The organism is Bradyrhizobium sp. cir1 (genome assembly GCF_014198245.1).
In the GTDB taxonomy this organism is placed as follows: domain Bacteria; phylum Pseudomonadota; class Alphaproteobacteria; order Rhizobiales; family Xanthobacteraceae; genus Bradyrhizobium.
On sequence record NZ_JACIHE010000002.1, the window covers coordinates 289,632 to 312,788 of the forward strand.

Below are 23,157 nucleotides of genomic sequence, written 5' to 3' on the forward strand. Positions count from 1 at the left end.
ATGGCCATTGGCTCTCCGATGTGCCGGTCCTGCGGCGCGCCGCTTACAGCCGTTCTGGTAGATCTCGGCATGACGCCGATTTCGAATGCGTTTGTCCGCGCCGAACATGCCTCGCTCAGCGAGCGGTTCTATCCGCTCAAGAGCTTTGTCTGCGACCATTGCTGGCTGGTGCAGCTAGAGGATTTCGAGACGCCGGAGACGCACTTCCACGCCGACTACGTCTATTTCTCGTCCTTCTCGGATAGCTGGCTCGCCCATGCGAGGACGTTTGCGGAACAGGCCGCGGCTCGGCTTGGCCTTGATGCCCGCTCGCGGGTCGTGGAAGTCGGCAGCAACGACGGCTATTTGCTGCAATATTTCGTTCAGCGTAGCATCCCCTGCCTCGGGGTCGACCCGGCGGCCAACTGTGCCAAGGCGGCCTGGGAGCTGCGGCGAGTACCGACCGAGGTCGCGTTCTTCGGATCAAAGGCGGCGATGCGGTTGCGCGAGCAGGGTGGCACGGCCGATCTGATCATTGCCAACAATGTGCTTGCGCATGTGCCCGACATCAACGATTTCGTTGCCGGCTTCAAGATCTTGCTCGGCGAGCGGGGCATTGCGACCTTCGAATTTCCGCATGTTCTGGAAATGATCCGCAATGTCGAATTCGATACCATTTATCACGAGCATTATTCCTATTTGTCGTTGTTGGCACTGGAGCCGCTGTTCGCGCGCCACGGGTTGCGGGTAATCGACGTCGAACGCCTCTCGACGCATGGCGGCTCGCTCCGACTGTATGTTGCGCATGACGACCGCACGGACGTTCTTGATAGCGTCAGGCAGCTCAGGCGCGAGGAAGCCCAGGCCGGCCTGGACCGGCTTGCGACCTATGAGACTTTCGGGCATCGGGTCCGGCAATTGAAACGATCGCTGCTGCGTCTTCTGATCGAGCTCATAGAGGCCGGGAAATCGGTCGCTGCCTACGGCGCGCCCGCGAAAGGGAATACGCTGCTCAACTACTGCGGAATCGGCCGCGACTTCATCTCTTTCACGGCAGATCGCAACGTACACAAGCAGGGTCTGCTGCTACCGGGTACCAGGATTCCGGTCCTAGCCCCGGATGAGATCGCGCGGAGGCGACCCGACTATGTTCTCATCCTGCCTTGGAACTTGCGGCAAGAGATCGTACAGCAGATCAGCCAGATTCCCGATTGGACAGGCCAGTTCATCATTGCGGTGCCTGAGCCGGTGATTCTGGACAGCCGTGGGAATTCAGACAATGACTGATCAGGATCGCGCACCGACCGTCAGCGTCGTGCTGTCGGTGCGCAACGGCGGCGCTGATTTGCCCAAGGCGCTTGAAACGATCCTCACGCAGTCGTTCACCGATTTCGAGCTGATCGCGATCAACAACGGCTCGACCGACAGCACCCGCGAGTTCCTCGATCAGATCGCTGATCCCAGGGTTCGCGTGTATCATCAGGAGGACAAAGGCCTCGCCGCCGCGCTCAATCGCGGCATTTCGCTCGCACGAGGACGCTACATCGCGCGGCAGGATCACGACGACTGGGCGCTGCCGACCCGCATTGCACAGCAGGTGGCGTTCCTCGATGCCAATCCCGATCATGCGCTGGTCGGCACCAGGGCCGAGGTCTGGGTCGGGAACAGCCCGACCGGCCGGTTTCACGATCATCCCACCGAGGACGGGGATCTGCGTTTCGCGCTGCTGTTCAACAATTACTTCGTCCATTCCTCGGCGATGATGCGCAAGACGGCGCTCGACCTGGTGGGCGTCTACACCACCGATAGTTCGCGCCAGCCGCCCGAAGACTACGAGCTTTGGTCGCGCATCGCCCGACGATTCCGTGTCGCCAACCTTCCGGAGCGTTTGACGATCTATCGCGAGGTGCCGACCAGCATGTCGCGCGACGGCGTCAACCCTTTCATGGAGAAGCTGATCCTGATATCAGCTGAAAACCTCGCGGCTGCGTCGACCGGCGCGCCGCTGCCTCAGCCCGTTCATCGCGACATTGCGTGTCTGGCTCATGGCCAGCCCGACAAAATGTCACGAGACGCTGATATTGAAGCCATGTGTGCTGCAATTGTCATGGCTGGGAAATCGATCTTCGGCGATCGAAGCTTTGACCCGGACCGTGATCCCGTCGCGTTCTGGTGTCGGAATCTGCGGCATCACTTCGCCATTCATCGCTATAAGCTGAATGGCGCGCGGACCGTCGCGCGCAGCGTAAGAACGGCGTTGCGTAGGTTTGGCTTTTCGATTTAAGGTTGATCGCGTTTGAGCAGCAAATCATCGTTGCGAATAGTGAAGGGACATTGATTGCGCCTCCTGCTTTGCTGTGAATCCTATCCGCCGCACCGAGGCGGCGTGCAGGAGGTCATGCGGCAGATCGCCGAACGCATGGCCGCGCGGGGCCATGACGTCACGGTAGCCACAAGTATCCATCCGGACAGGCGATCGAAGGTCGTCAACGGCGTCAGGATTCGCGCGTTCGATGCGGGCGGGAAGTCGGTCTATGGCCTGAACGGCGAAATCGAGGCGTATCGCGAGTTCGTCAGGACATCCCCCGTCGACGCGATCCTGATCATGGCCGCGCAGCAATGGAGCTTTGACGCGCTGTGGCCTGTGTTCGACGACATCAAGGCGCGCAAAGTATTCATTCCTTGTGGCTTTTCGGGGCTCTACGAGCCCGATTTCGCGGGCTATTTCCGGGAGCTTCCGGACATCCTCAAGAAGTTCGATCATCTCGTCTTCAACGCCGAAAAATATCGCGACATCGATTTCGTCCGAAACATCGGCCTGACTAATTTCACGGTGCTGCCCAACGGCATCAGCGAGGCCGATTTCGAGCGGGAAGCGGATCCTGAGTTTCGGCAGCGGATGGCGATACCGGAAGATGCGTTCCTGTTCATGACCGTCGGCAATCCGATCGAGGCCAAGGGACATCGCGACGTCGTCGAGGCGTTCCTGCACCTGGATACAAGTGGACGATCCGCGGTGTTGCTGTCGATCGCGGGATGGCCCGTCATCGAGTCGGGATATCTCCGGCACGCGAAGGCCGCCGTTAGCTTTGCCATGACCTTGGCTTCTCATGCGGCCGCCGTGACCAGGCGCGAGGGCTGGCCCGGGTTGCGACGGCTTGTCCGGCGGGCGGTGAAAAAATTGCGCCAGGCTATCGTCATCCGTCTGGTCAACTCGCGGCTGGGTCACGTCGCCCGCTTTATCGACTCTGCCGTCCGGCGCGTTGTTCACATCACGCGGGTCGAAGGATGGCCAGGCATCAAGCAACTGGTTCTACGCAAGCTTGGCAGGAGGCCGCCCGCGCCCATCGGCGTGGCCCCTTGTTCCGATATGCGGCCCGATATGCAGCGTGAAGGCGCACACATAGCGACCACTGGCACGCCGCCGGCGCCCGCACCGCTCGCGAGCATCGAGAGCATAGCTGCAAGGGCCTCCGCGCAACCGCTGAAGCGGGCGATCCTGACCGATCTGACGCGGCCGGAGTTGATTCAGGCCTACATGGCTGCCGATCTCTTCGTCTTTGCCTCGCGGATCGAATATTCTCCGCTGGTATTGTACGAGGCAGCCGCAGCCGGAACGCCATTCCTGACGGTTCCGGTCGGCAATGCCGACGAGATCGTGCGCTGGACCGGGAGCGGAATGCTCTGCGAGGCTTCAAAAGACACTTTCGGCTATACCCGCGTCGATCCGCAAAAACTCGCCAATGCGATGGCAAATTGCATGCGCGCACCGGATATGCTTGCCCGGTTCGGGACGACCGGACGGGAGCGGTGGCGCAAGCACTTCACCTGGCAGGTCGTTGCCGGGTACTATGAGGACATTCTTTCGGGCAAGACGCCCGACGTCCGTATCACTGACCTGCAGTCCCCGGATCAGCCAGCGCTGGATCCGCCGGGGCAGCCAATCTCGAGCGTAGCATGAAACACGCAGTTATCCTGGCCGGCGGTCGGGGCACCCGCCTCCGGCCGTACACCCTGACGCTTCCGAAGCCGCTGGTCCCGCTGGTGGACACGCCGATCGTGGAGATCGTAATCCGCAAACTGGCGAATGCCGGCTACGATGGGGCGACGCTGGCGATCAATCATATGGGCGATCTGATCAAGGCCTATTTCGGAACCGGCGAGCGATGGGGACTGAAGCTTCGCTATTCCCTGGAAAACGAGCCTCTGGGCACGATCGCGCCGCTTCGACTGATCAGTGATCTTCCGGACAATTTTTTGGTCATCAATGCCGACGTGTTGAGTGATCTAAATCCTTCAACATTTCTTGCAGATCACGTCGCATCCGGCGCGATCTTCACCATCGGTGCGACCAGTCGCGACCAGGTCCTGGACTATGGCGTTCTTGGCGTCGAGGGTGAACGCCTGGTGGAATTCCGCGAGAAGCCGAAGCTGCCCCAACTTGTCAGCATGGGCATCTATGGCGTCAATCGGCGCGTGCTTGATCATATCCCGCCGACCGGCCCCTTCGGGTTCGATCAGTTGATGCTCAAACTCATCGCGACCGGCGAGCCGGTCAATGTCAAACGGCATGATGGCTATTGGCTCGATATCGGTCGCCCGGACGACTACGAACGTGCCACCATCGAGTTCGAGAAGGACCGGAAGCGCTTCCTGTGACCGACCGTGTGCTGGTGACGGGCGGCCGCGGCTTTGTTGGCCGCAGGCTCGTCCAGCTTCTGAGAGAGCGGGGCGTCGAGGTCCATGCACCGGACCGCGGCGTGCTCGACGTAGCGGCAGGCGCCTTTCCAGACGTTACCGTCGACTGGGTCATTCATCTCGCGGGCCGAACGTTTGTGCCGGCTTCATGGAGCGAACCGGCCGATTTCTACCGCACAAATGTGCTGGGCACGGTCAATGTGCTCGACTATTGCCGGAAGACCCGGGCGAGGCTGATCCATGTAAGCGGCTATTGCTACGGCATTCCCGAGACGCTGCCGATCCCGGAAACCGCGCCGCTGAAGCCGAACAATCCCTATGCCTTCTCGAAGAAGGCCGCCGAAGACGCCTGTCGCTTCTTCTTCGAATGCCTGCAGGTCTCGGTGATGATCGTGCGTCCGTTCAACATCTACGGCCCGGGACAGCCGGCGAATTTCCTAATTCCGCACATCGTCGAGCAGGCGATCGATTCTAGCACCGCCATCGTGGTGGAGGACGATACGCCGAGGCGCGACTACGTGCATCTCGACGACGTCGTCGGCGCGATCGACTGTATTCGCAGGAATCCCAGACCCGGGGCTGTCTTCAATATTGGTTCGGGAAAGTCCTATTCGGTCGCGCAGGTGGCGGAGATCGTGCGCAGCGCAGCCAATGTCGGCAAACCGTTGGTCAGCCGTGGCAACCGGCGCGTCAACGACATACCGGACGTGATCGCCGACATTGCGACGATCAGGGGTGCGACCGGCTGGTCGCCGTCGATCACGCTCGAGGACGGGCTGCGTGGCGTGGTTGCCCACGCCAGAGGCCGGGGCGCCTAGGTGCGGTCGTCCAGGCTGCGGCCGGTCTCGATGTGCTTGAAGCCGGGAACGACAGAGGCGACGTGGCGCGCGATGTCCGATTTCTCCAGTTTTATGCCCGCATCCGTCGCGATCTCGTCGAAAAATGCCAGGGCCGGTTCGAGGGCGGTCGGGGGCGGCACGTATCGCAACGCGCTCAGCGCGGCGAAGTCCGTCGGGGCCGGCTTCTCGTCGACGGCCACGAACTCTTCGTATGGTTTTTCGCCACTGGTATCGAGCGGAGTCAGCAGAACGGGATAGGAGCCGCGTTTGAGTTCGGCCTCGGTTGCCGCACATGCCTCCGCCTCGTGCTCGTAGAACGCAGGCTGCAGACCAAGTTCTTGTAGCAGCGCCACGGCAATATCGACCAGGGGCCGCAAGTGTTCGTTCGGATCAAGTCGGGGAAAGGTGATGTGTCCGGGGGCGGCGGCGCCCGCGGTCAACAGACAGATCTCCGCCGCTTCCCTCGGGCTCACAAAGTAGCGGCGTACCTCGCGCGGCACGGCCAGGGGCTGTCGGCGGGCAAGCCGGTACAGAAAGCCTTGCAGCAGGCTTCCATTGGAAAAGGCGACATTGGCAAAACGCGTGGATGTCACCGAAGCCTCTTCGTTGCCGATCGAAAACAGCACATGTTCCATCAGACGTTTGCTCGCGCCCATCAGGCTGGTCGGGTTCGCTGCCTTGTCGGTGGATACCGCGAAATAGCGCTTTCCGTGGCCGTACTTCTGCAGCCATTTGGTGAAGCGGTGCATCTTGACGACGTTGGTGTCGATCATCTGGATGACCGATGGAACGTCCTTCTCGGACCGGACGTGTTTGTGGGCCGCAAAGTGCAGCACCAGATCGTAGGGCTTCTCCGTCTGCAACAGGCGCTCGGTGGCGGCGCTGCCATAATCGATTGGCAACAGGCGGAATTCGCAGCCGACTAGCGGCTCGGCGCGGGAGCGGAAGTCGCGGACCAGCTCGACGAGGCCGTTCTCGGCGAGGTCGACGGCATGGATGGCCGCGGGAGCGTACGGGAAAAGCAGCTCCAGCGTGGCGCTACCGATGCTTCCTGCGCCGCCGGTTACCAGAATGCGCCGACCGCTGATGGCCGATCGCAGCTCGGCATCGCGCGCCTTGATGTCCTCGGCGAATAGCGAAGTCGTCCGGCCGGTCGTCAGACGGCTCAACCCGGGATCGAAGAACAGGGACCCGGTGTGGCCAGAGAAGGCTTTCATAGCATGTCCTATTCTTGCTAAAGGGGGGGCGTAATCCGGGCCCTGGGGGGACCTCGCCCGGGCCCGCATTCGCAATTGTTCCATCGTCTCGGCCATCTTTAAGGTTATCAGTGTCCATTCTGCAAGGTCGTAAATCAGTTCCATGAGCTCCGAACTTCCTTTGCTTGATTTCGAGCTTGCGTTGCGGGGCACGCGCGTGTTCGTGACCGGGCACACGGGTTTCACCGGCGGCTGGCTGGTTAGTTGGCTCAAGCGCATCGGTTGCGATGTCGCCGGCCTTGCCCTTGCGCCGGCAACCAATCCCAACCTGTTCGCTGCGGCAAAAATCGCCGACGGTATCGCCTCGACGATCGGCGACATCCGCGATTTCGCGACTGTCCGTGATGCGATCGCGCGGCATCGGCCGCAGGTAATCATTCACCTCGCGGCGCAGCCCCTAGTCTCGAAATCCTTTGCGGATCCGCTCGAGACCTTCGCCACGAACGCGCTGGGCACGGCGCATGTGCTCGAAGCGGCGAGGCTCACGCCCGATGTCAAGGCGGTCGTCTGCATCACCACGGACAAGGTCTATCGTGACCAGGACTGGGTCTGGGGCTATCGCGAGCAGGATCCGCTGGGCGGCAGGGACCCCTACAGTGCTTCCAAGGCTTGCGCCGAATTGGTGGCGGCCTCCTATCGTGCGACGCTGGCCGAGCGCGGCAACGGCGTGCTGATCGCGAATGCCCGCGGCGGCAACATCATCGGCGGCGGGGACTGGTCGGCCGACCGGATCGTTCCGGATTTCGTTCGCGCGGTTACCACGCAGGCGCCGATCTCGCTGCGCAATCCCAGTGCGGTGCGCCCGTGGCAACACGTGATGGCCCTGGTCCATGGCTACCTGGTGCTGGCCGCCCGCTTGCTGAGCGGCGATCGCAGCGCCGCCGACAACTGGAATCTCGGTCCGAGCGATGAGGCGGCGCGGACGGTTCAGGATCTGGTCGAGCACCTCAGCGCAAGCTGGATCCGGCCCGACATCTCCTACGCGCCCGGAAGTTTTCCAGAGACGCGCTTCCTGCACCTCGACAGCACCAAGGCGCGTGCGCTGCTCAGCTGGAAGCCGCCACTGGCCTTTGCCGGGACCGTGGATATGACCGCGAGCTGGTACCGGGATTTCAACGTCAATCCGCGCGATGCCGCGCAAATCACCGTTCGCCAGATCGAACACTATCGAAACGCCTTGAGGAATCATGCGGCCTGCTAATGTTCTCGTCACTGGTGCCTCGGGCTTCATTGGCGTTCACCTCGTGGATCGCCTGCTGTCGGAAGGCAATCGCGTCACGGTGCTTGCAAGATCGTCGAGTGCGCTTCCGAAGGAATGGCACGACCGAGTGAACATCATCGCATGCGATGATTTTAGCGAGCGCGGTTTGAGGCTGCTGCTTCGCGCGCCCGTCGAGACAGTGTTCCATCTTGCGGCCTACGGCGTGCGTCCGAACTACCGTGACATCGATGAGATGATCGCCATCAATGTCGCGCTCCCGGCTGCCCTGGTGCGGCTTTGTGCCGAGTGGGGCGCACGAATGGTCATGGCCGGGACCTTCTCGGAATATCGGAGCCCGTCCAACCGGGACCTGTTGACGGAAGACTCGCCGCTAGAGCAGGGCAAGCTCTATGGTTCGTCAAAAGCTGCCGGTGGCCTGATGGCGAGCGCGATCGCAAATGGCAGTGGTACCCGATTTCGCCTCTTGCGTCTTTTCAAGGTGTATGGTGCAGGCGAGGCCTCCCACCGCCTTCTCCCGGCGCTCGTCACCGGCCTGGCCAAGCGCGAGCGCGTGGCAATCTCGGCCGGCACGCAAGTGTTGGATTTCGTCTACATCGATGACGTGATCGAGGCGATGCTGCGGGCCGATACGCATTGCCGCGACAAGGGTGGCATCGCGACCTGGAACGTCGCGACGGGCCGCGCCCATTCGGTGCGGGAATTTGCCGAGTCCGTCGCAACGGCGATGAACGCAGATCCCTCGCTGCTCGGCTTCGGCGCCATCGATATGCGCAAAGACGATGAACCGTGGCTCGTCGGCTCGCCAGATCGGTTTCGTTCGGAACTCGGCTGGCAGCCCTCGATTGGCCTTGAGGAAGGTATCCGCGCCGCTGTCGCGACGCTTTGCCGGGCTTGATCGTGGCCGTTGTTTCCGAGGGAAGGCACAGATGATCACCGTGTCGCTGATAGGCGGGCTGGGCAACCAGATGTTCCAGTATGCCGCGGGCAAGGCGCTGGCCGAACGTCACAGCGTCCGGCTCGCGCTCGACCTCAGTGGTTTCCACAACGATCCGCTCAGGTCTTTTCTGCTCGATCGACTGCTTGTGCCGGAAGCGATCGCTACGACCGAGGGCACGGCTGACACACGGGGGAAGGCCAAAGGCAATTTCGAACGGGTAAAATGGAAGGGGCGGATCGACCGCCTGCTCCGGCGCGCCGGCCTGCCGCAGATGGTGCAATCGCCGCACGAATATCGCGAGCCGCATTTCCATTACGATCCCGTCTTCGAAGGGCTTAGCTCGCACACGACGCTGTTCGGCTACTTCCAGACCGAGCGCTACTTTGCTCCGATCGCAGAGCAATTGCGCGGTTGGTTCTCGCTACGGGAGCCTGTCGTCGATGGCGCCAGTGAGATTCTGGCCCGGATCGAGGCAAGCCGGCTGCCTGTCTCCGTGCATGTCCGCCGCGGCGACTATCTCAACCCCGGCACCGCCGAATTTCACGGCATTGTCGGCGAACCCTATTATCGCGAGGCGCTCGGCCGGCTGGAGCAGGCGATCGGCGGGGAGGCGGAGTTATTCGTCTTTTCCGATGATCCGGCAGCCGCGGAAAGCGTGCTGAATTTCGTGCCGAAATCGCGGCTCGTGCATGTCCGCGGCGCCCCCGAGCGTCCATGGGAAGATATGGCGCTGATGGCGCGTTGCCGGCATCATGTAATCGCCAACAGCTCGTTCAGTTGGTGGGGAGCATGGCTGAACGGCGGGGAAGGGAAACAGGTTATTGCGCCGCGGCAATGGTTTGCGCCGGCCGAATTGAAGAATCTCAACACGACCGATCTTTACCCGGCCGGCTGGATCGTGGTCTGATCGTCCACCAAATCCAATAGTTATTGCAAGGGAGGGGCACCATGCAACAGACAGCTCGTTCGATCATGCGTAAATTGCGTCAGAAATGCGGACAACCGGTCACTGTCGCCGCGAATCCGACGGATGTCTCAACCAGTCCTGCGGAGGCAATCGAGGTAATGCGTACCTGGCCCGATCCTGTGCGCAATCCCACGGCATCCGAATTCGAAGTCGACCTCTGGACGCTCTCGAGCTTCCTCTTGGAGAAGATCGTGCCGGTGGTCGGCACGCATCCGTACCCACTGAACGAGTTGCTGCTGATCACCGCGGCCGCATGCCGTCTGAAGCCGTCGGTGGTGTTCGACTGGGGAACGCATATCGGCGTATCCGCAAGGATCTTCTACGAATGCGACCAGGCCTTCAATCTCGGCTATGAAATCCATTCCGTCGATCTGCCGCCAGATGCCACCCATGTCGAGCATCCGGGCCAGGAACATGGTCGTCTCGTCCGTGGACTCGACAAGGTTCACTTGCACCGGGGCGACGGCGTGATGGTGGCGCTCGAGCAGTGGCAGAAGCTCGGCCGGCCGGCGAGGCCGCTGTTCTTTGTCGATGGCGACCACGCCTATGAATCGGTGCGTGGAGAACTTGGCGAGATATTCTCCACGGTGCCGGACGCCAGCGTGCTCGCGCACGACACCTTCTTTCAATCGGCTGAAGCGAATTATAACGTTGGGCCGGCACGCGCCATCGAAGCGATCGTGGAGCAATTTCCGAGTCGCTTCCGCATCATTCACTCTGGGCTCGGTCTTCCTGGCATGACGCTATTAGTATCTAGTGATCTGCAGCTCCTAGCTTTTTAGTCATAGATGAATGGCTCGCCACGCCTATTGATGCGCAGCAACGCCGTTTCCTTCCGAAGAATAGACGCTTGCTTTACGATGTGACCAAACCAACTGGTACGAAAGTCTTGATTGCCGTTTTCACGACATCCCTGTTGTCTGCAATTTTGCGAATGCGGCTTAGATTCGTCAATATGCCGCGGGCTCACCGTGCTTGCCACAATTTTCTTTGCGGTCATGATCGCACTCTAGCTTTCTCTAGTTGCACCATATGAAATGGTCCTTTAGCTGAACATTGGCGCATCATCAGAGTAAAAAGTGACTCTCCTCCCGCTTGTTTCGGTCGTTATGTCAATGCGCAATAGCGCCCCGACGGTGGCGGAGGCGGTGCGGTCACTTCAACTCCAGGTACTTCAAGATTGGGAGTTGATACTGATTGATGATGGCTCAACGGACGATAGTAGTGCGGTGGTAGAAGAGCTCAAGGATAAGCGAATTCGGCTCGTCCGGGAGCCAGTTTCTGCGGGATTGGCGATACGGCTCAACCAGGCAGTCAGGTTAAGCAAAGGTGAATTCATTGCGCGTATGGACGCGGACGATGTTTGCTTCCCAGAGCGATTGGCACAGCAAGTGGGACGATTGCGGCGCGATCCAAGCCTTGACTTAGTCGGTTGTGGTGCGGTTGTGTTCAATAGCGATCGTGAGCTTATTGGGGAGTTGCCGGTCGGGTTGACGCATGAAGATATCGTTGCACGACGATTCGTTGGATTTCCTCTTCCTCATCCGACGTGGTGTGGACGGGCGGCGTGGTTTCGCCAAAATCCCTACGATTCGAAACCCACGTATGCTGAGGACCACGAGTTATTGCTGCGAACGCTGCATGCTAGCAACTTTGCTGGGCTAGATAGCGTGCTTCTGGGATACCGTCAGGATAGGCTAAATTTACGTAAGATTCTACCTGGTCGGGCTGCTCTCGCTCAGAGCTTCTGGCGCTACGGCATCCAGAGGGGACAGCTTTCGTCGGCACTCCGAGGAATGGCCGGACAACTCCTTAAAGGAGCGGTAGATCTCATTACTATCGGCATCGGGATCAATCAGCCCATGCAGAAGACGCGTTTGAACCCGGTTCGTGGTTCGACCATCCTTCAATGGAACAGCCTTCAGGAGATGCTTCGGGCGCGAATTCCGCCGATCGATGGGTGAGCAAAGTGTCTACGTCGCGTGCTAAGGGTGCATCGTAGATAGCGCGGTTCCCCTTCGTCCGACATGAGTGTGAAAGCTGAATACGAATCAGCAATGCGGAGCTCCGCTGGAACCGCAGTAGGGTTTGCTGGACTTGCATTAAGTTCGCTGACGGATCTTTCAGAACATGCACGCCAAACGGTGCTCCGAAGAGGAGCCCAAAAAGGTCGCCGGCGCGCTTGATTAAAGTGCGAGTTGGTGAAATCGCGTTCGCGGCGTACTTTCCAGATAATTGAGGTGTGAAAGCATCTCATCAACTCCGCTAGCCGCTGTTTGCCCAAGCCGGTCCGAGCTAATGCTGATCTTACCTCGTGAAACCGAGTTGTGGTGCGGCTACCCCTTAGCCTCAGTAACTGGGGGCAGAGGCGGATTAGGATTACGAAAACGAGATCTCATCGAGATCACGCTTCGGTGCTGACCGAAGAATATCAGAGCCGTCCATGAATTCAGCCTCAACGCAGTCGAGATTGCCAAGCTGTACAGCGTCGGCGCAATGATTGGTGGCCACATCCCGAGAACGTGAAAATGGATCGCATAAACATCAAGTGAGCGCTGGCCAAGAAACACAAGCGACCGATCCAAAAGTGTAGGAAGACGGCAATAGACAATCCTTGCAAGATCGATGAACGCTAGCGTTCCGGCCGCTGCGACGATCATGACGTAAATGGAGTTGATCGAGCGAGCATGCCCCAAGGAAGACGGAAAATAGGCGATCAATGATGAGACGTTCGTGCGGTGCCAGAACGGCACCAGCGCTACGAAAATCAGATATGGAAGGAAGCGAAAAATCGATGGCAAGCCGCGGGGAAGGGCAATCTGATAAACTAGACCCCAGACAAAATAAGGGAAATGCACCCGCGCAAGGTAGAGCCCGAATCCATTAGGAATGGCGCGGCTGGCTAAGTTCACGAGAATGGTTGCGGCGATGAAAGCTGTAGCTTGGGTCCAGCGGTTATCCCACGAAAGTGCCCGGCTCTGCGGAACGTAACGACGGAACGTAACAATGAGCAGAGTGGCAAGTGTCACGCCAACAGTACACTGAAAAAGTACGGGCAGAAACCACAGTCCGTTGTCCGGGAACTCGATGACCTTAATCATATGCGATAGAAAGGTCCCTGAAGGATTAAGGATGAAACCAACAGCGGCCCATACTAAGAATGGAATAATGAGCCGCCTGCTTTTCCTTCCAAGATCGTCCCGGAAAGCCTTCAGGCAAAGGTGTTTGTCGATCTGCTGCTGATAAAAGAAACACGCAGTCATGCCTGCGACGAACATGAACATAGGCATGTGGAATGCATATACAACGCGGAAAGGCCAGTACTCGTCGAAATTTGGCGTGGCGCCTTGAAACGTATGACCAACCACGACCGTCAGGATTGCAAGCCCTTTCAGATAGTCCAGGAATCTATCGCGGACGGCAGCGCGCTCCAAACTCGAGTTGGACATCATTCATTCTTTGGAAAAATTTCTGATTCTAGACAGTATAGCAACATTAGGCAATGTGTGCAGCCGTTTTACGTTGAGCATCACGCTTAGCCAGATAAGGTCGACCTCCCATCGGCACCTCAACTCTAGCTAACCTACCGGACCGGAGAACACCTATTGTACCAGATCGGCCCCTCATTTCACGGACAGTGCCTTGACCTGTCATTCGGGATATGTCCAAGAAAGTCGCGAGGGCGAAGTCTTAATATTCCTCAAATGCGGGCCACACCTGGCAAGAATCGAGAGGCACTATGTCATGACTAACCGGATCGCTCTCATCACCGGGGTGACCGGCCAGGACGGCGCCTATCTCGCCGAATATCTGCTGTCGCTCGGCTATGTCGTGCACGGCATCAAGCGGCGCTCGTCCTCGTTCAACACGGCGCGGGTCGACCACCTCTACCAGGACCCGCATGTCGGCAATGTGCCGTTCCTGATGCACTATGGCGACATGACGGATTCGACCAATCTGATCCGCCTGGTGCAGCAGATCCGCCCCACAGAGATCTACAATCTCGCCGCGCAAAGCCACGTCGCCGTCAGCTTCGAGAGCCCGGAATACACGGCCAATGCCGACGCGATCGGCGTGCTGCGCCTCCTGGAGGCGATCCGCATCCTCGGCATGGAAAAGGAGACGCGGTTCTACCAGGCCTCGACCTCCGAGCTCTATGGCCTCGTGCAGGAGATTCCGCAGAAGGAGACGACGCCGTTCTACCCGCGCTCGCCTTATGGCGTCGCCAAGCTCTATGGCTACTGGATCACGGTGAACTACCGCGAAGCCTACGGCATGTTCGCCAGCAACGGCATCCTTTTTAACCACGAGAGCCCGATCCGCGGCGAGACTTTCGTCACCCGCAAGATCACCCGCAGCGTTGCCCGCATTGAGGTTGGCCTGGACGAGGTACTCTATCTCGGCAATCTCGAGGCTAAGCGCGACTGGGGCCATGCAAAGGACTATGTCGAAGGCATGCACATGATCCTCCAGGCGGAGAAGCCCGACGATTTCGTGCTTGCGACCGGCGAGACGCGGTCGGTGCGCGAGATGGTGGAGCTCTCGTTCGCACATGTGGGGCGCCGCATCGAATGGCGCGGCAGGGGTGTGGACGAGACGGGTGTCGATGTCAAAAGCGGCAAGACGGTTGTGAAGATCGATCCGACCTATTTCCGCCCGACCGAGGTCGATCTCCTGATCGGCGATGCCAGCAAGGCGCGCCAGGTGCTCGGCTGGACGCCGAAGCGGACGTTTGTTGAGCTCGTCGCGGAGATGATGACGGGCGATTTGGCAGAGGCAAAGCGGGATGCTGCGAATGGCAAGCGCGCCGTTTGAGTTGAAGGGCAAGAGCGTCTACGTCGCCGGCCACCGCGGCATGGTCGGCAGTGCCATTGTGCGCCGGTTGGCGCAGGAAGACGTCCGGCTCGTCACGGTGGCTAGGGGCGAGATCGATCTGCGCAACCAGGCCGCCGTGTTCGACTGGTTCACGAAGACGCGGCCGCAGGTGGTGTTCCTCGCCGCGGCCAAGGTCGGCGGCATCGTCGCCAACGACACGCTGCGCGCCGAGTTCATCTACGACAACATCGCGATCGCCGCGAACGTGATCCAGGCCGCGCATCAGAGCGGCGCCGGGAAGCTGATGTTCCTGGGCTCCTCCTGCATCTATCCCAAGCTGGCGCCGCAGCCCCTGCGCGAGGACTCGGTGCTGACAGGCCCGCTGGAGCCGACCAACGAGCCCTATGCGATCGCCAAGATCGCAGGCATCAAGATGGTCGAGGCCTATCGCAGCCAGTACGGATCCGACTTCATCAGCGTGATGCCGACCAATCTCTATGGCCCCGGCGACAATTATCACCCCGAAATGAGCCACGTCGTCGCCGCCCTGATCCGCCGCTTCCACGAGGCCAAAGTCTCCGGCGCGAAGAACGTCGTCGTCTGGGGCACCGGCACGCCACGGCGCGAGTTCCTCTATGTCGACGACATGGCGGATGCCTGCGTGCACCTGATGAAGACCTATTCCAGTGCGGAACTGGTCAATATCGGCACCGGCGAGGACATCACCATCGCCGAATTCGCGCGCCTCGTCGCCGACATCGTCGGCTATGGCGGAGAGATCAGCTTCGACACTTCGCGGCCCGACGGCACCCCGCGCAAGCTGCTCGACGTCAGCCGCCTCGACAAGCTCGGCTGGCGCGCCACGACCTCGCTTCACGATGGCTTGAAGCGCGCATATGCGGCGTATCTGTCCCAGAGGTAGAATGCTGGGATTACAGGTAGCCAGGACGAGATTCTCTTGGTCATACCCCATGATGATGCGTGCATCCGAACCACCAATGAAATGCCGCCGATCGTTCGGTTTGAACCTGATGATATGATTTGGCGCATCGGCGCCATTCGTTTGAACCGTTGTCACCGGCATCTCCTACGCAAGAACGAGCGGCTTTACATGCAGCACTGCTTGAAGCCCCGCGGCCACGAGGCGAGATACCGGCGCCATGATTGGCGTTGGCGCTCGATCGAATCAGTAACGCTCCAATCGCAGACGAATATCAGTCCTTTCCGCAGCAACATTGTTGCTCGTTTTGACGACAGGAATGACTGTTGTTCTCATCCGCTTAGGTACCGCGCGGAGGGGCTGAGCAAGATGAAAGCGACGAAACGAAGCCAATCGACGCATGAGCAGTATGGACAAGGTGCTCTGGCAGAGCACGATCCTGCTAAGAGCGCCACGTATTGAAATGAAGAAAGGATTATCGGAAGATCAGCTGTGTTCCGACCAAGTTGGGCTAACAAGAATTGATACGTCCGGCAGTTTTTTTTGATCGTGATGGCGTCCTCAATGAGGACGACGGCTATGCTTTTGATCCGGCCAAGATCCGGTGGGTGCAAGGAGCCCAGCAGGCCGTAAAAGCAGTCAATGATGCCGGGTATTTTGCGTTTGTAGTGACGAACCAATCAGGAATCGCGAGGGGGTTTTACGAGGAGCGGCATGTTCGCGAGTTGCACTCATGGATGTCGCGTGAGCTTGCTATGGTTGGTGCGCATATCGATGCGTTCGAATTTTGCCCACATCACCCGGATGGCCTGATTGCGCGATATCGTGTCCTTTGTAACTGCCGAAAGCCGCAACCGGGAATGATCGCAGGTCTGCTTGAGCGGTATTCGGTGGACATTGGTGCTAGCTTCATGATCGGGGACAAGCAGAGTGACCTTGCAGCGGCGCAAGCGGCCGGCATCGCAGCATATCTGTTTAATGGGTCTAACCTCCACGCCTTCATCGCCCCGCTATTAACTGCTTGGTCCCACGATCCTCCGCATCAACCGCCCTCGCATCAGGGAGTCGCGGGAACGGAGGATTGATCTCGTCGCTATCGCGAGGGACGGTTCGGTCGATTGCTAGGCTAGCGAAAACAAGGAGTGAATTTGGCGTCAAAGCGACAACTCGAAGCCAATGGCACAAACGCGAGCAAATGAGATTTCTGTCGAGCTTGGAACGTTATGAGAAGGCCGCCCTGTCGCGGCAGCGGCGAGGGCTCAAACGCATGAAGCGGAACAACGGATGAGGACCTCAAGCTGGCTAGGGTCCAGAGAAGCGGGACTCAACGGGGCGGGTAGTAAGTCGGGGAACATCGTCCCGATTGGACGGTATATATGCATCGCTGCTAGTATTTATTTCGAAGTCTTGGAGGCGGCATGAACTACATTTTCCCCCTGCTGGCGGTGGCCACCACCATCGGCCTCTTCCTGCTCTACGCGATCGTGCGGCCGACTCTGCGTCGATCCCGGCCCGCCCATGAGGTTCCTCGCTGGCCCGATTCAAGTCTGAGATAGCCGACTGAGCTACTTGGGTCCGCATTTTCGGTTGGCGAGCGACTGAACAAGGCGTTCAGTGGCCGTCCTAGCTAGGCATATCGAAAAACCGAAATGGAACTTGCGTCGTCGGGCAAAACAGTGGTTCATAGGGTGCTGGTCCAGTCGCAAATGGAGTCCAGCAAATGGCCGACGAATGCAAGGCTTTATCCGATCTGCCGGAAGTAGCTAAGCTGAACGGAGAATTCCGAAGGAACTACGGGAAGCTTCTCGGAGCTTTCCTGTATCTGCGTTCGATCAGCGCCATCCGTGGAAGGTCCTGGTTTTGGACCGCCTTGCTTTCAGCGGTTTGCTCCGCCGCGCTGGCGTGGCTGGGGCGGTGGGGGGTGTCACTATGAGCTGCAGATGACAAATTGGAAGACAGAGGCCGTTTTGAGCGGTCTGATTTCTGGCGCGCCTCGCAGCTGCACAAAATGACGAAGAGCGGTGCACTCACCACCACTAAAGCGATTTCCTCCACGCGCTGCGGCGAACTCTAGCCTGTGAAGTGCGCAGACGTCAGCTCTCAAGGGGCCGATTAAACCACCCCGCCGAAGTCGATTCCCTCCTTGGCAAGCTGCTCGGCTTCTTCGGCGGACGCAGTGGGCTTCGTATCGAGGTAGGGATGCTCAGAAGCCGGCAGGATGGTGCGGATCTTCTGGCCATCCACCCGCGTGATACGGGCAATCCAGCCTCGTTGGCCGTGCTCAAATCGATCAATGTGGTACTGCTTGTAGGTAATCATGACTCTTGAACGCGACTGACACCGATATGGGTTCCTTCTATATGACCTGGGGCCGCCGCACAACATATCTTAATAGAAAGCTAATGTCTGCCACGCTTAACCACGCACGGCGCCGGTCTCAACAACAAAAGAAATCCGCCGACTTGAGAGCTGGTGGGAGTTAATCAGATGGCGACCGGGCTAGCGGTCACCCATTGATCTTAGCACAGGCGCTCGTCGGCGCGAACAGGCGGTGTTACGCTCGTCCGTGCAAAGTCTGCGGCCAGGCCCGGCGCCGCCGGAAGACGTCAGCGGACGTGGCGTCCGCGCAGAGGCTATCCTAGGACATATTGACGCCCTTCAGCGCTTCGAAGCCGCGTGCGGGCATTTCGATGTTGAACAGCACGGGCGGCTCGGCGCTCTGGACGCAGGCGCCGGCACTTCTTCTCGGCGCTGAGCGAGTTCGGCTCACATCGCGCGGCTGCAGACGGTCTCTCGCATCCACCCGGGAACTCCCTTGAGGTTGTTCAAGTGTGATGATCGAGGCTGGGCTCGAGCAGTTGAAGCTGGCGCCTGGCTCTTTGCCGGCGGATGATCGGGATTTGCACGCGCGAGCGGGGAACCAGTCCTAGACTTGAGCGAACGACGACTGCGGGTCAAGACATGATCGGTCGCGTCACAGAAGCGGTCGACACAAGTGTTTCTCCAGGAATCTAACCGTCCACCGAACGACATTCAACTGCGGCCCGCGTTTCGGAAGCTCGTTCACCTTGACAGCACAGGCAAGCGACCGAGCCATCTGTCGGTTAAGAGCTAGTCGCTCTGGCGCTGGCCACTCACCAACTTACGAATGGATATGCTGGGCTGGAAGCGCTCCACTCTTATTGAACACTTCTTGCAAGAACAACAATCGTTGCGGCGAATGCGATTTGCGAACTGACGCCGAACGTTCCGGTCAAGCTGCGCTTGGAGTGCATCCACCAATGAAAACGCTGTAGGCGATGAATGGGTCCGCGCGGGTAAAAAGTGTGAACGAATTGCAATGGGTCCGGTAGCATTGCGGCAAAAGCGGCGACCGCGACGGTCCACATTGACGCCTCCGTTGCGAACAGCCAAAGTGAGAGTCCTATCCCCATGCAAGCATCGGTTCCGATGATCGCAAAATCCAATAGCGTGGCTCTGCTCAAGGGCAACCGGCGATTATTAGCACCGTTTCCGAGCGCAATTGATCGAAGCGGATAGTCCCAGTGCGGTATCGCGTCTATCGCGAAGTGGCTCGCAAATCCCGTGATCGCCGCTATAAAGGGATGAGTTGGCATGAGGCTTGCGATCGCGCCCCCAACGATTGCGTGCGTGCTCAAGATCACCGTAGTTGTTCCATGGTAGACTGATCGGCGTCAGCAACCGCTTCCTTACCAATGGTCTCTCAACAGAGGCAATCAATTAATTGATAAGCGCGCCTTTACCGAGGAAGCCGCCGCGCATCATTCGACGCGACCACAGCGAGCAGAGCTGACCAGATGATCTGCGCCAACTCCTGCGACAGCTACAGCCAGGCGCACACCAGCACAAAGAGCGCCGACCAGTGCGCAAAATGTAAGCCAAGCGACGATAATCATCCACAAGGCAGCTAGCGGAAGTCGAAAGCAAGGCTTGATCGTTCCAATCACGGTCGCCCCTCGGTGGATCTGAAGGCCGCATGCTATCATTGGTTGATCGACCTTTCCACATCCTGGCGGCCGCGGCCGTCGTACGTGGTTAGCCGTTTCTTTCCGGCACGTCTTCCCCACGATGAAATCGCCGCCCTCATGAAACTGGCAGCGCTATAGAACTCGTTGCAGTCGGGATTTTTCCCCTCGTGCGGTGACGCGAGATGATTGATTTGCTTCTCGCTCGCGATGTGGTTGGATCAGCGCCGCCGGTAGACGTTCCCGGTTTTGGATCGCGTTGCTTTCGGCCGCTTGCTCGGCGGCGCTCCAGCCGTTTGGAAGACACGCCTCACGCTCGATGGTCCACAACGGTGCATGGCTTGGCTTTTCGCCGGGTGTCCAACGGGCAGCCCTAACGGAGGGATAAGCTGTCCGTCTATACGTAGGCAATTGCTCCAGCCGTCGGGACTGATGCGCCCTCCCATCGCTCGGATCGCGGCCGCGGCCTGATCGGCAAGCTTCGCCCTCAAGCTGGGACCAAACAGGACTCGCGTCGAGGAATTCGTAATTCCGCTTCGGTACGTAGCCAAGCAACCGGTAGATTTTGAAAATTTGCCGAAATACGTTTGACAGGTCACAGAGCAGGAAAGTCCTGGGGTTCGTTCGATAATTGCCGGAGTCAAACGGTCTTCTTTGAGAAGGGTTCGGCGCGGCCGCTCCTTCGGATCACCGGGTCTAATGCGAATGTGATCCGTATAGAGATACTTTCGGTCTCCTTCTTGATCACCACTCTTGTTTGCATCTTTTCATCGACAAGCGTCCTCGCCAACGCGTAGCCTGCACGACCGCAGGGTTTATCGCCGAGCCATGCAAAGCGACATTGGCCGGCGTAGATCTTCGCTGAGAACTCGCGGCTGGACGCGTCGATTCTTGCATTAGAGTCCTAGAGTGGAAGAGGCAAGAACGAGTGCTTTCGTTCAACGTCCTTGCGTTCCCGCAAAGCGTAGAGTGAATTCCCGCGATCGCTCTGGCGGGAATTTGGCCTCAAACAATTGTTTTCGATCGAGTGGCTAGACTAAGGGGCGTTACCGCTCGTCCGCGATCACCTTGCCGTCGTTCGGCAGCGCGCCGGGGCCGACCAGCTCGACGCTTCCGCCGAGTTTCGTCACCGCGCGCAATGTGCCCGCGATCTCTTCGCGCAGCGTCTCGCTTGCCGCCGCTGTTTCCGCTTTCAGCGTCATCGCGTCGGTTTCGCCCTGGCGCGTGACGACGAGACGGAGGCGGCCGAGCGCAGGATGGCGCTTGCCGATCTCGGCGACCTGCTCGGGACGGACGAACATGCCCTTGACCTTCGTGGTCTGGTCGGCGCGGCCCATCCAGCCCTTGATGCGCATGTTGGTGCGACCGCAGGGGCTGGTGCCCGGCAGCTCGGCGGTGAGGTCGCCGAGCGCAAGCCGGATCCAGGGATGGTGCGGGTCGAGCGAGGTGACGACGATCTCGCCGACGTCCCCCGGCGCCACGGGATCGCCGGTGCCGGGCCTGACGATCTCCATGATCAGGTCCTCGTTCACGACCATGCCTTCACGGGCCTCGGTCTCGAACGCGATGAGGCCGAGATCGGCGGTGCCGAAGGCCTGGTAGGCGTCGATGCCGCGCGCCTTGATCTCGGCCTGGAGCGAGGGCGGGAAGGCCGCCCCCGAGACCAGCGCGCGCTTGATCGAGGAGACGTCGCGGCCTGCGCTTGCGGCTGCATCGAGCAGGATCTTCAAAAAGTCCGGCGTACCGCTGTAGCCGACCGGACGGTAGGCTTCGATCAGCTCGAATTGCTGCTCGGCATTGCCGGGACCCGCGGGGATCACCGCGCAGCCGAGCGCGCGCGCCGACGAGTCGAAGATGAAACCGCCGGGCGTGAGGTGGTAGCTGAAGGTGTTGAGCACGATGTCACCCTCCCGGAACCCGGCCGCGAACAGCGCCCGTGCACCGCGCCACGGATCGGCCTGCCGTCCTTCCGGCTCGAAGATCGGTCCCGGGGAGGTGAAAAGCCGTGCGAACGAGCCAGGGGCCGCCGCCACGAAGCCGCCGAACGGCGCGGAGGCCTTGTGCAGGGCCGGCAGTTCCGACTTGCGCAGCACCGGCAGGCCCGCCAGGGCCGCTCGTGTGGTTACGGCGTCGGGATCCACGCCCTTCAGCCGCTCGGCATAGGCTGGGGCCGTCATCGCGCTGCGCAGTACGCCGGGCAGGCGCGAAAACAGCTCGGCCTCGCGCGCAACTGGCTCGCGCGTCTCGAGGGCGTCGTAATGGGCGGTCATGGCTGATCTTTCCGGGTTGGCATCCGTTGCACGCCGCCGCTGGCATGGGTATCAGACGGCCATTGTCGGGACGTGGAGAGAGCGAGATGGCGGAGGAACGGATCATGGCGGCGGAGGAGACGGCCGGCGTCGTCGCGCGCCTGAAACGCCGCATGATCGATGATGCGATGCCGCTGTGGTCGACCGTCGGCTGGGATCATGCTGCGGGCGGCTTCATCGACCGGCTGCACCGCGACGGCACGGCGGATGCCGCCGCGCCGCGGCGCGTGTTCGTGCAGGCGCGGCAGATCTACTGCTACGCCAAGGCGGCGCAGATGGGCTGGTATCCGGAAGGGCGTGCCATCGCGCTGAAGGGGCTGGAGTACTTCCTGGCGAAGGCCAAGTCGCCCGACGGCAAGCCCGGCTATGTGCACCGGCTGACACCGGAGGGCGCGGTGCTGGACGGCCGGCGCGATGCCTACGACCACGCCTTCATCCTGTTTGCGCTGGCGACCGTCTATGGGCTCGACCAGGACGCGCAAATTCGCGCCGAGATCGATGCGCTGCTCGCCTTCCTCGACGGCCACCTGCGCTCGCCGCATGGCGGCGTCCATGAAGGCCTTCCGGTCTCGCTGCCGCGCCGGCAGAACCCGCACATGCACCTGTTCGAGGCGATGATCGCGTGCTTCGACGCGACTCACGATCTGTCTTTCCAGAACCGTGCCGGCGAGTTCTTCGCACTGTTCCTCGCCAACCTCTACGACAAGCAGAAGCACGTGTTGTCGGAGTATTTCGAGGAGGACTGGTCCAAGATCGAGCCGGTCAGCGTCGAGCCGGGCCATCAGGCGGAATGGGTCTGGCTGCTGAAGGGATTTGAGCGCATCACGGGCTGTCCGACCGGGCAGCGGCGCGCGGAGCTGCTGGCGACGGCGCTGCGCTATCGCGACGAGGCGACGGGCTGCCTGATCGACGAGGGCGATGCGAGCGGCAACATCCGCCGCAGCACGCGCCGGCTGTGGCCGCAGACCGAGATCGCAAAAGCGTGGATCGCGCAGACCGAGTCCGGCGAGGCGGGTGCGGCGGAGGAAGCGCGCGCGGCGCTGGTGCGGCTCGAACGGCATTATCTCAGCCATCCCGTCAAGGGCGGCTGGTACGACCAGTTCGATCGCGACGGCAAATCGCTGGTCGATACCATTCCTGCGTCGTCGTTCTATCATGTTCTCTGCGCAGTCACGGAAGCGGAGCAGGTTTTGGAAGGTTAAAGCTCTT

Annotated in this window: 21 protein-coding genes; 16 read left to right on the forward strand and 5 right to left on the reverse strand. The window is 60.1% G+C overall.

Going from position 1 to position 23,157, the window contains the following annotated elements:
* The 5 genes from GGD63_RS05845 (at position 1) to GGD63_RS05865 (ending at position 5,495) form a co-directional block, all read left to right on the forward strand.
* Entirely contained in the window at positions 1 to 1,266 is a 1,266-nt protein-coding gene (locus GGD63_RS05845) for a class I SAM-dependent methyltransferase (RefSeq protein WP_210315658.1), read from the forward strand.
* Positions 1,267 to 1,294: 28 nt separating this feature from the next.
* Positions 1,295 to 2,263 (forward strand): glycosyltransferase family A protein, encoded by a 969-nt coding sequence (locus GGD63_RS05850; RefSeq protein ID WP_183239943.1) that lies wholly within the window; start codon positions 1,295 to 1,297, stop codon positions 2,261 to 2,263.
* A gap of 102 nt (positions 2,264 to 2,365) precedes the next feature.
* On the forward strand, positions 2,366 to 3,940 hold the full coding sequence (locus tag GGD63_RS05855; RefSeq protein WP_312013106.1) for a glycosyltransferase: 1,575 nt from the start codon (positions 2,366 to 2,368) through the stop codon (positions 3,938 to 3,940).
* Positions 3,937 to 4,638, forward strand: a complete 702-nt coding sequence (locus GGD63_RS05860) for a nucleotidyltransferase family protein (protein WP_183239945.1) — start codon at positions 3,937 to 3,939, stop codon at positions 4,636 to 4,638. The genes GGD63_RS05855 and GGD63_RS05860 overlap by 4 nt, the downstream gene beginning before the upstream one ends.
* Entirely contained in the window at positions 4,635 to 5,495 is an 861-nt protein-coding gene (locus tag GGD63_RS05865; RefSeq protein WP_183239946.1) for an NAD-dependent epimerase/dehydratase family protein, read from the forward strand. The genes GGD63_RS05860 and GGD63_RS05865 overlap by 4 nt, the downstream gene beginning before the upstream one ends.
* Here the strand turns inward: GGD63_RS05865 and GGD63_RS05870 are convergent.
* Entirely contained in the window at positions 5,492 to 6,733 is a 1,242-nt protein-coding gene (locus tag GGD63_RS05870) for a polysaccharide biosynthesis protein (RefSeq protein WP_183239947.1), read from the reverse strand. The genes GGD63_RS05865 and GGD63_RS05870 overlap by 4 nt on opposite strands.
* Positions 6,734 to 6,875: 142 nt before the next feature.
* On the opposite strand from GGD63_RS05870, the gene rfbG reads away from it, so the two are divergent.
* From rfbG to GGD63_RS05890, 4 genes are read left to right on the forward strand one after another with little or no spacing between them, the layout of a single operon-like run.
* On the forward strand, positions 6,876 to 7,973 hold the full coding sequence (gene rfbG / locus GGD63_RS05875; RefSeq protein WP_183239948.1) for a CDP-glucose 4,6-dehydratase: 1,098 nt from the start codon (positions 6,876 to 6,878) through the stop codon (positions 7,971 to 7,973).
* The gene (locus tag GGD63_RS05880) at positions 7,960 to 8,889 is read left to right on the forward strand and encodes an NAD(P)-dependent oxidoreductase (RefSeq protein WP_283811927.1); all 930 of its coding nucleotides are present in this window, start codon (positions 7,960 to 7,962) and stop codon (positions 8,887 to 8,889) included. The genes rfbG and GGD63_RS05880 overlap by 14 nt, the downstream gene beginning before the upstream one ends.
* A gap of 31 nt (positions 8,890 to 8,920) precedes the next feature.
* A complete protein-coding gene (locus GGD63_RS05885; RefSeq protein WP_183239950.1) occupies positions 8,921 to 9,838 on the forward strand; it encodes an alpha-1,2-fucosyltransferase in 918 nt (305 codons plus the stop codon).
* A 41-nt stretch (positions 9,839 to 9,879) separates the two neighbouring features.
* Positions 9,880 to 10,680: a class I SAM-dependent methyltransferase gene (locus GGD63_RS05890; protein ID WP_183239951.1), complete on the forward strand. Its 801-nt coding sequence runs from the start codon at positions 9,880 to 9,882 to the stop codon at positions 10,678 to 10,680.
* On the opposite strand, the gene GGD63_RS05895 is transcribed toward GGD63_RS05890, so the two are convergent.
* Positions 10,677 to 10,898 carry a hypothetical protein gene (locus GGD63_RS05895; protein WP_183239952.1) on the reverse strand — a complete coding sequence of 74 codons (222 nt, stop codon included), beginning with the start codon at positions 10,896 to 10,898 and terminating at the stop codon, positions 10,677 to 10,679. The two genes, GGD63_RS05890 and GGD63_RS05895, sit on opposite strands and share 4 nt — an antisense overlap.
* Before the next feature lie 109 nt (positions 10,899 to 11,007).
* Here GGD63_RS05895 and GGD63_RS05900 point away from each other — a divergent pair, with 109 nt between their 5' ends.
* Positions 11,008 to 11,862 carry a glycosyltransferase family A protein gene (locus GGD63_RS05900; RefSeq protein ID WP_283811932.1) on the forward strand — a complete coding sequence of 285 codons (855 nt, stop codon included), beginning with the start codon at positions 11,008 to 11,010 and terminating at the stop codon, positions 11,860 to 11,862.
* Between the two features lie 372 nt (positions 11,863 to 12,234).
* On the opposite strand, the gene GGD63_RS05905 is transcribed toward GGD63_RS05900, so the two are convergent.
* Entirely contained in the window at positions 12,235 to 13,350 is a 1,116-nt protein-coding gene (locus tag GGD63_RS05905) for an acyltransferase family protein (RefSeq protein ID WP_183239954.1), read from the reverse strand.
* A 292-nt stretch (positions 13,351 to 13,642) separates the two neighbouring features.
* On the opposite strand from GGD63_RS05905, the gene gmd reads away from it, so the two are divergent.
* The 5 genes from gmd to GGD63_RS05925 all read left to right on the forward strand — a co-directional run bounded on the left by gmd (position 13,643) and on the right by GGD63_RS05925 (position 17,209).
* Positions 13,643 to 14,713 (forward strand): GDP-mannose 4,6-dehydratase, encoded by a 1,071-nt coding sequence (gene gmd / locus GGD63_RS05910; RefSeq protein ID WP_183239955.1) that lies wholly within the window; start codon positions 13,643 to 13,645, stop codon positions 14,711 to 14,713.
* A complete protein-coding gene (locus tag GGD63_RS05915; RefSeq protein WP_183239956.1) occupies positions 14,694 to 15,635 on the forward strand; it encodes a GDP-L-fucose synthase in 942 nt (313 codons plus the stop codon). Before gmd ends, GGD63_RS05915 begins: the two co-directional genes overlap by 20 nt.
* A 36-nt stretch (positions 15,636 to 15,671) precedes the next feature.
* Entirely contained in the window at positions 15,672 to 16,115 is a 444-nt protein-coding gene (locus GGD63_RS39955) for a hypothetical protein (RefSeq protein WP_210315659.1), read from the forward strand.
* Positions 16,116 to 16,174: 59 nt separating this feature from the next.
* On the forward strand, positions 16,175 to 16,738 hold the full coding sequence (locus GGD63_RS05920) for an HAD-IIIA family hydrolase (protein ID WP_183239957.1): 564 nt from the start codon (positions 16,175 to 16,177) through the stop codon (positions 16,736 to 16,738).
* Between the two features lie 333 nt (positions 16,739 to 17,071).
* Complete coding sequence (locus GGD63_RS05925; protein WP_183239958.1) at positions 17,072 to 17,209, forward strand: hypothetical protein; 138 nt, start codon at positions 17,072 to 17,074, stop codon at positions 17,207 to 17,209.
* Positions 17,210 to 17,765: 556 nt separating this feature from the next.
* On the opposite strand, the gene GGD63_RS05930 is transcribed toward GGD63_RS05925, so the two are convergent.
* A complete protein-coding gene (locus tag GGD63_RS05930) occupies positions 17,766 to 17,972 on the reverse strand; it encodes a hypothetical protein (protein WP_183239959.1) in 207 nt (68 codons plus the stop codon).
* Positions 17,973 to 20,685: 2,713 nt separating this feature from the next.
* Positions 20,686 to 21,909, reverse strand: a complete 1,224-nt coding sequence (locus GGD63_RS05935; protein WP_183239960.1) for a phenylacetate--CoA ligase family protein — start codon at positions 21,907 to 21,909, stop codon at positions 20,686 to 20,688.
* 86 nt (positions 21,910 to 21,995) lie between these two features.
* Between GGD63_RS05935 and GGD63_RS05940 the strand changes: the two genes are divergently transcribed.
* Positions 21,996 to 23,150 carry an AGE family epimerase/isomerase gene (locus tag GGD63_RS05940; RefSeq protein ID WP_183239961.1) on the forward strand — a complete coding sequence of 385 codons (1,155 nt, stop codon included), beginning with the start codon at positions 21,996 to 21,998 and terminating at the stop codon, positions 23,148 to 23,150.
* The last annotated feature ends 7 nt before the right edge of the window (positions 23,151 to 23,157 follow it).